The organism is Cedecea sp. (assembly GCF_036500665.1).
In the GTDB taxonomy this organism is placed as follows: domain Bacteria; phylum Pseudomonadota; class Gammaproteobacteria; order Enterobacterales; family Enterobacteriaceae; genus Cedecea.
Window position 1 is genome coordinate 1 of sequence record NZ_DASYBS010000162.1, and the last position, 8,120, is coordinate 8,120.

At 53.7% G+C, this 8,120-nt stretch carries 10 protein-coding genes; all 10 read right to left on the reverse strand.

Features of this window, described 5'->3' with window-relative positions:
* Positions 1-305: 305 nt before the first annotated feature.
* On the reverse strand, positions 306-941 hold the full coding sequence (locus VGM55_RS25270) for a C40 family peptidase (RefSeq protein ID WP_414648318.1): 636 nt from the start codon (positions 939-941) through the stop codon (positions 306-308).
* 218 nt (positions 942-1,159) lie between these two features.
* Positions 1,160-2,107 carry a putative lateral flagellar export/assembly protein LafU gene (gene lafU / locus VGM55_RS25275; protein ID WP_154185235.1) on the reverse strand — a complete coding sequence of 316 codons (948 nt, stop codon included), beginning with the start codon at positions 2,105-2,107 and terminating at the stop codon, positions 1,160-1,162.
* Complete coding sequence (gene motA, locus VGM55_RS25280) at positions 2,107-2,970, reverse strand: flagellar motor stator protein MotA (RefSeq protein WP_331637085.1); 864 nt, start codon at positions 2,968-2,970, stop codon at positions 2,107-2,109. Before motA ends, lafU begins: the two co-directional genes overlap by 1 nt.
* A gap of 23 nt (positions 2,971-2,993) precedes the next feature.
* Positions 2,994-3,683 (reverse strand): FliA/WhiG family RNA polymerase sigma factor, encoded by a 690-nt coding sequence (locus VGM55_RS25285; protein WP_331637086.1) that lies wholly within the window; start codon positions 3,681-3,683, stop codon positions 2,994-2,996.
* Between the two features lie 21 nt (positions 3,684-3,704).
* Complete coding sequence (locus VGM55_RS25290) at positions 3,705-4,055, reverse strand: flagellar basal body-associated FliL family protein (protein ID WP_331637087.1); 351 nt, start codon at positions 4,053-4,055, stop codon at positions 3,705-3,707.
* Between the two features lie 128 nt (positions 4,056-4,183).
* Complete coding sequence (locus VGM55_RS25295; protein WP_331637088.1) at positions 4,184-5,230, reverse strand: flagellar hook-length control protein FliK; 1,047 nt, start codon at positions 5,228-5,230, stop codon at positions 4,184-4,186.
* The gene (locus tag VGM55_RS25300; protein ID WP_154185240.1) at positions 5,230-5,535 is read right to left on the reverse strand and encodes a hypothetical protein; all 306 of its coding nucleotides are present in this window, start codon (positions 5,533-5,535) and stop codon (positions 5,230-5,232) included. The genes VGM55_RS25295 and VGM55_RS25300 overlap by 1 nt, the downstream gene beginning before the upstream one ends.
* Positions 5,528-5,923, reverse strand: a complete 396-nt coding sequence (gene fliS, locus VGM55_RS25305; protein ID WP_154185241.1) for a flagellar export chaperone FliS — start codon at positions 5,921-5,923, stop codon at positions 5,528-5,530. The genes VGM55_RS25300 and fliS overlap by 8 nt, the downstream gene beginning before the upstream one ends.
* Positions 5,924-5,936: 13 nt before the next feature.
* The gene (gene fliD, locus VGM55_RS25310; RefSeq protein WP_154185242.1) at positions 5,937-7,256 is read right to left on the reverse strand and encodes a flagellar filament capping protein FliD; all 1,320 of its coding nucleotides are present in this window, start codon (positions 7,254-7,256) and stop codon (positions 5,937-5,939) included.
* A 225-nt stretch (positions 7,257-7,481) separates the two neighbouring features.
* On the reverse strand, positions 7,482-8,120 hold a 639-nt coding region (locus VGM55_RS25315; RefSeq protein ID WP_331637089.1), incomplete at its 5' end, for a flagellin.

Here is an 8,120-nt window from a genome sequence, read left to right on the forward strand (position 1 = left end):
CGCCTCCGTTTTCTCTCCGACTGGCCAGGGTCCGGGCGTCGGGAACGGCCGGAGGCTGAGAGCGTCGGGAACGCATCTCAGCCGACCCAGGACTGGGAGATAAAACGGAGGTCTGCCGCTTTAGCGGTCGATTTATTTGGCCGGGAGTCCGGGTTCTCGGGGGAATGACGGTGATTCTCCCGAGACGTTCGCCGGTGCAGTGGTGACAGATAAAACAGGATTGGAAGTGAACGGAACCTTAGCCAACTCTGCATAATTGTGGGTATTTCTAACAAAAAAACAGCTTCTGGCATCAGCCCCAAACCTTAGAGAATCGCCTCCTCGGTCAAAATACGCTTCGCTCCAAGGTAATGCTCCTGCCAATAATTGTCCGACAACTGGCTAATACGGATATTCAGCCCGGTTCTTGGCGCCTCAATAAACTGCCCGTCCCCCAGATAAACCCCAACGTGGTCTGCGCGATCCTGACTTTTGATGCTGAAAAACACCAGGTCGCCACGCTGAAGCTGACGCTGGTTAATCCACTTCAGCCCTCGATCCTGGAACATGCCGTTGGCGGTACGCGGCAACTTGCGGCTAAGCAGCTGATTATAGGCATAATAAATCAGCCCGCTGCAGTCAAACCCCTGCTCTGGCGTCTGGCCTCCCCAGACATAAGGTTTACCGAGCTGTTGTTTTAGTCGCTGAATAACTTTATGGAGAGTGTCCTCTACACGAGGGCTAACCATCTCGGCCATAAGCGCCTCGGTCGCCAGCGGCCACAGACGCTCAGAGCCGCCGATGAGTCCCGGCCGCCAGCGGGTATGCATCGCCAGTTGCTCACGGTTCCAGGCACGAGTAGCCCGTTTTTCAGCGGCCTGACGTTTTTTCTGCTCGGGTGTAAGGGGAACAACCGCAAGACGCTTTCTGGCGTTGACCAGCAGCCGTTCCCTGTTTTTCATGCGTTCATGGGCTTCTTTGCTCTGCGGCTGCACGGCCTGAGCCTGCTTCTTAACGGGCTTATGCTTTCCGGCTGGTGAAGCGCATGCCAGTGACGAAAAAAGGACAAATAGCAGCAGAAAAAAAAATCCCGCCATACGCCGGAAAAGTACGGGCGCAGGCGGTAAAGTGGAGACAATTGAGGTGGAAATCGGAATGAACAAAACAAATACCTGAAAACTTAACGTACCGAAGACGGCTGCTGTGCAACGCGTTCTGCCAGCGGCTTAATCACTTTCTCGCCATGCTGACCAAAAAACTGGTACAGCGAAGCGCTCGCGGAATGGGTCAACACCATGATCTCAATGCGGCGGTTTGCTGAACTGAGCGGGTGTTCAGGATCAAGCAACATCTGGTCTGCCATTCCGCTAACCTGCAAGACTTTTCCATTATCCAGCCCGCCCCTGGCCAGCGCTTTACGCGCCTGCATGGCGCGTTCACCTGACAGATTCCAGTTGTTATATAACTCCTGGTCCCGGAAACGCGTGGCGTCGGTATGACCGGTAATAATAATTTTGTTGTCGATGGAATTCAGCGCTGCAGCAAACTCCGTCAGCAGACGGTTAAAAAAGGGCGTCAGAATGGCGCTGCTGCGCTGGAACATTTCTCGTTTTTGGTCATCCTGCACCAGAATACGCAGCCCCTGCGGCACAATTTCGATTTGCAGATTAGACTGCGCGTCATAGGCAGAAGTGATCTTCATGATCACTCGGGCCAAATCTTCGATTTCCTGCTCTGAGCGGCGATTCACGTCTGCCAGACTTTCCCCCTGGTTTGCCGTGTTGGTCAACGCCTGCAACGCAGCGACATCCTGCTGAATATCACGCCCGGCATCATCCGACTTTGGTTTCCCAGCCAGGATGGTCACGCTGCCCCCAGAGCCGTTTGGCTGGGTCACTGGCACCGCGGACAGACCGTCAAACAGCGAGTCGCTGTTAAGCAACGAGACAATCTCTTTACGCTCTTCTTCGGTGACTGCCCCCATAATCCAAAGCACCATAAACAGCGCCATCATGGCGAGCGTAAAGTCGGCAAACGCAACCTTCCACGCCCCGCCATGAACCGCGTCGTGGCCTTTGCGCGAGGAGCGTTTGATAATGGTGGTATGCCCCTTTGCCTTGCCTCGCATTACGCTTCACCCGTCATCTGGTTTACCCAGCCGTCGAGCGTGGCAAAGGTCGGCTTGGAGTCCATCGGCAGCATTTTGCGCCCGGCATCTACCGCCAGCAGCGTCGGTTTACCGGCAACGTGATTCACCAGCACGGTACGCACGCACTCCAGCACGGCCATCTGTTTTTTAGTACGCTGCTCCATGGCGTTAGCCATCGGATCCATCAGGCAATAACAGAAGAAGACGCCAAGAAAAGTGCCCACCAGCGCGGCCGCCACTTTCACGCCGATAACGGCAATGGAGCCGTCGATAGACTGCATGGTGATGATAATCCCGAGCACCGCGGCACAAATACCAAACCCTGGCATGGCCTCGGCGATTCGCTGCAGCGAACGCGACGGCAGCAACAGATCTTCTTCCATCGCCACCAGCTCCTGCTCGAGGATCCCTTCAAGCTCGTGTTCGTTTATTTTGCCCATCGCCATCAGGCGGAAGTTATCCGAGATAAAGGTAATCAGCGCTTTATCGCTAAGGATCAGCGGGTATTTTTGAAACAGCGGGCTGCTTTCCGGCACTTCAATATGCTCGTCCAGCACCTTCAGGCCGCCGTCCTGCACCAGCTCCAGCAGCTCAAACAGCAGCATCAGCAGTTGGCGCTGGTATTCATCGGTATGCTCATTTTTACGCATCACGCCGCGGAACTGGCGATACATTTCGGCCAGTACTGGTTTGGGATTGGCCAGTACTAATGCCCCAAAACCGGCGCCTAAAATGATAATGATTTCACCAGGCTGCCAAAACGATGCCAGCCGTCCACCGGACATAAGAAAACCGCCGACAACACAGGCGAAAATAATCACTAAACCTAATAATTTCTGCATGAGTTTCCACTTCTCAAAAACGGCTAAAAAAACTGCTCAATTTTTTGCGCTATTTTTTTATTCAGCTGACAGATTCGTGCCTCCGTCAGCCCCAGCACCAGGGCTATCTCTTTCAGGCTCATTTCATGCTGGTAATAAAGCGTCAAAATCATTTGCTCACGTTCATCAAGGCTTGCCAGCGCGGTTTTTAGCGTGCGGCTCACCATCACTTCTTCTTCTAAATTTCTGCCATTCAATGGCACTGAATGCGTTTCACTGCTGAGCAACTCATCCAGGCTGTCCATCGACTTCGCGCAGTCCAGCAGCAAATATTCCTGATACTCTTCGGCGGTGATATCCAGCCGCCCGGAAAGGTCAGAAAAGTTGGGCGGGCGGCCAAGTTCGCGGGCAACCTCGCGGATGGCATCATTCAATTTATGGGTCTTTTGTCGTAGGCGACGTGGACGCCAGTCAAGCTGGCGTAACTCATCCAGCACGGCTCCCCGAATACGGTGCACGGCATAAGCCCCAAATTGCTCATCAGGATGACCATAACGACGCAAAGAACTGAGCAACCCCATCAGGGCTATCTGCTCCATGTCTTCTTTGTCCATGACGCTGCTTGCCTGATAAGAAAGCTGCTTCACAACCCGATGCACCAGCGGTAAGTAAGCATTCACATAACGTGACTCTTCCGCAGGCGTCAGCGTATCGTCAGCAATAAAATCCATCATTTCCTGTACCGCCGTGGTGACTTACTGAAAGACCAGCTTGCTGATGATCACATCCTGAAACGGTACGGTGCTGTTGAGGCTTTTAAAGCGCTCGCTATAGGCCGTCATCAGCTTTCCCTTAAGCTCAGAAACGCTCATGGCCCGTACCTCGTCGTAATTCATATCGGACAGGAGGCTCACCGTTGCGCCACGCACCGCGGGAGACATGTCATGGATCGGCTGAACGTTGCGTGGATCATCAGTGGCCAGCGCCAGCTCAAGTAGCAGGTATCGCTCTTTACTGCCGCTGCTTTGAAGGGTGATAACCACATTTTTGATTTCCACAAACTCAATGTGCTTTTCATCCGAGGAACTGAACAATGAGGGCAGCATGCCACTTCCTCCCTCATTCTTCGTTAGCACGTGAGTACCTACTATTGTCAAAGCTGCCGCAAACGCGGCCGCAATAAGGGCAATTAACAGCCCCAGAGAAAAAGTTTTTACGGTCATAATCTTCTTTTTTAAACGGTCAGTAAGACGGAGGCATCTTCACGGCGCGCCCGCGCGTCCGTTTCAATGTTCGCGGCAGCCATAACATCCTGCGACTGCTCCTGCTGCGCCGGCTGTTGCTGGCCGTCACGGCGCCCGCCCTGAGAAGAAACCTGGACATCTACCTGCACAAAACTCTGCTCGGTCAGGCTCTGACGTAAGTCGTTACTGACCTGCTGAAGCGCGCGATAAACCTCCCCCTGGCTCGCATTAATCATGACCTGCATGCGGCCATTTTCGATATGCACGGCAATCTCTATCTTGCCCATCTCCGGTGGATCAAGGCGGATAGTGGCGTGCTGAATTTGGTTCCTAACCTGTACCTGTAAACGTTCGCCCAGGGCTGACTGCAGCTGCTGAGTCCAGCGTGAAGGCTCCGGATCCAGTTTGACTGTCGTCGGGATCGCCTGCGTTTCATTACCCGCAACGCCTGCCTGAGCCATTGGACGTGCGGCTGAGATCGCCACGTTTTCGCCCACGTTCAGCAAAGACAGAGGCGTGAGGGACTCAACGCTTTTCGCTGCCGCCGGCTGCGCCAGCACGGCCGTCCCGGACTCGGTCAACACGGCGGCAGGCTGCTGAACAGCAGAACCCGCAACGGGAACGCTAACGGCTGAAGGCAACGCCCCATCCAGTCGCGTCGGAGTAACGGCGCTTGTCACTGCGTCAGTGACCAGATTCACCGGTACTGCTGGATCCACCGGTACTGCCGGAACGGCGTTCACCGCAAGCAGCCCATCAAGGATTTGCTGGAGCAGCATCACAGGAGCCGTGCCGCCCGCGTCATCCGTTCCTTCTTGCGTCTTAGCACTCTCCTGGCCGGGCGCGTCCAGCGCCGTATCGACAACCGGGACGGAGTGCATCACGTTCAACAGGGCCAGCGTGAAAGGGGGTTGCACGGAGACAGCTGCCTGCGAGCCTGCAGGCGTGGCGGCAACACTCTGTTGCCCCGAAACCGCTCCTGATGCGGTGGTGACGACGACGTCGCTTAGCGTTACCGGAGGAGACGTGATATTCATCAGAGAATGTCTCCTTCATCCATAAACGCCGCATAGGCCGCTATGCCTTCCTGATTGCGACGCTGCAACGCCATCTTGCGCTCCAGCTCTTCACTCTTCAGGCGGCACTTGTCATTCACTTTGCGGTGCATACGACGCAGTGCCTCCAGAGCAACCCGCTTTTCGTCGCTAAATGGGCGGCGAGTTAGCGACGCCAGCAGCGAGGCAATTTGCTTATCCACTTCCTGCACCTGCGACCAGTTTTCATTCCCGGCCGCCACCTCAAGCGCGCGCGTCAGAAAATGAATGACCTGAATATCATCCATGCTGCTGACCCATTTTTTGCCACCCGTCCTGCAGGTTCCCGAGGATCTTTTCCACCTCTTCGACATACTCAACGGAAAGCTTATGACTCGCGTCATACAGGCGATAAACGCAATAGTCATAAAGGTTGGCAAGGCTTAACGCCAAATCACCGCCTTTTTCATAATCCAGCGCGCTGGTCAGCGCATTGAGGATATCAATGCACTTATTGATGCTCTGCACCTTGCGTTCATAGCGGCGGGCAGCAATATGGCTCTTTGCACGAACCAGCTCATCCATCAGGCCGTTGAATAACATCAGCACCAGTTGATGAGGGCTGGCAGCCGCGGCCTGAATAGCCAGGTCGGACTGTTGATACTGGCCGAAGCCCTCCTGTTCATTTCCATACATAACTTACTTTCCCTTAGGCCAGGCCAAACATACTCATGGTGTTATTCATCTGCGTCATAATTGATTGCAGCTGGGTAAACTGCTTCAGATAGCGGTTATAGGAGGTGTCATAACGCGCCTGAATTTTGTCGGCTCGGGTATCGATTTCACTCTGCTGGCGGTCCAGCGTTTCCTGGCGCCCTTTCAACAGCCCGCTGCTGGTATTGAGGTATTTATCCAGCGACTTATCCATGCTTTTAATCAGCCCGTTGCTGCCGTTAAACAGATCGTTCAGACCGTGGGCGTCATTCAGCAGAGCTTTATCAAGCTTGCTACTGTCGATGGATAAGGTGCCGTCGCGGTTGGCGGTAATGCCGTAGTCGGTCATATTTTTGTCACCGAAGGACTGGCGCAACAGGTTATTCAGATCCCTTTCTAACGAGGCGATACCGGCGTCACCGGCGAACGCGCCGCGATCTTTGCCATCGCTACCGCTGTTGGTCAGCTTGCCCAGTTCAGTTTTCAGCGTATTAAACGCATCCACAAAACTCTGCATCTGTTCTTTGGTCGCGGTGTTGTCGACGCCAACATTGATACGCAGAGGCTCATCACCGCTTTTTTGCGCCTTTGTCAGCTCAATGGTGACACCGTCGATGAGTTTATCGAGGGTATTCGAGCTGCTTTCGTAAACTTTACCGCTCTCTCCGAGCCTGAACTCCGCGTTTCGCGCCTCGGTAATGGTTTCCGATACGCCAAATTTTTGCGCACTTGCCGGGTCCATTTTGCGGGTATCGAGCTCGACGATATTGTCTTTACCGCTCTCATCGCTGCTCAGCATCAGACTGACTTTACCGTCAGTACGAATCAGCGAGGCCGTGACACCCGGCGCATTTTTGTCGTTATTGGTATTGATCTGTTTAGTCAGGTCCGACATTGACTCCAGGTCATCCATCTCAATGTCCATAGACTTGCCGTTGATGGTGATGGTCATCGTGCCGGTCGCGTTTTTGATTGACTCATCGGTCATATCATCGAACGCAATCTGGTGTGCAGAGGCCAACTGCTGAACGAACAGGTTGTATGTCCCTTTCTGCGCGGTACTCCCGGCGGTCACGTTGGCCACGCCGTCGATGTTGGTGGTTGCCACGTTCTGCAACATGCCACTATCTGTTTTATTCAGCCCGGTCAGGGCAGTACGGAAATCGCTCATCGCGGTACGCAGCGCCGTCAATGCTGCTTTTTGGGCAGTGAGAGAGCTGGTCTGCTTTTTCAGCGCCGTCTGCATGGCGGCAATGTCGTAGCCTGCCAACTGTGTGGCCAGGGTTTGAGGATCCAGACTGGTCAAATCAGACATTTTTATCTCCAGAAATACGGGCACGCCGGACTGACTGAACGCCATATGCCGTTAATACACCTCTTACTTAGCAATTGGCGTGCCAGGTTTTTACTTTAATTAAATCAATGCATTAATTGATTAAAGGAAGAAGCGCTTCCGCATGAGAGGAAAGAGAAACGCAACAGGTAGAAACAAAAACACCGCCCTAAAGCGGTGTTTTTTTGTCATCTCGTGCGTGAGGTATTAACCCAGCAGAGACATCACCATGCCGGACATGCTGTTGGACTGTTTCAGCATCGACATACTGGTCTGCGCCAGCATCTGGTTACGGGTCATTGAGGAGGCTTCACTTGCGAAGTCCGCATCCTGAATGTTACCCAGCGCCAGCTCGGTATTGTCTTTCATGTTTGCCAGGTTCGCCGCCGTGTGGCCCAGACGGTTGATGTTGGCACCCAGGCTTGAACGTACGGTACCGACGTTTTCCAGTGCGGATTCGATGTTCGTGATCGCTGTTGCATAGTCTGGCGCGGCACCGCTTGCATTGGCTTTCAGAGTAATAGAAGACAGGCCGCCGCTTGCGTTGGTGAGGGAGTCATTCACATTAGTCATTTCAGCAGAGAGATTGACGCTCATGTTTTCCTGAGAGCTCGCACCGATCTGGAAATTCATTGTATTTTCCAGTTTACCGCCGGTCAGGAGTTTCTCACCGCCGTAGGTGGTATTACCCATGATGTTGGTCAACTCTTTGTTCAGCTCCTGGAACTCAGAGTCCAGTGCTTCGCGATCTTTTGATGAGTTGGTGTCGTTCGCTGCCTGGGTTGCCAGGTCTTTCATGCGGTACATAATGTTGCTGACTTCGTCGAACGCACCTTCTGCGGTCTG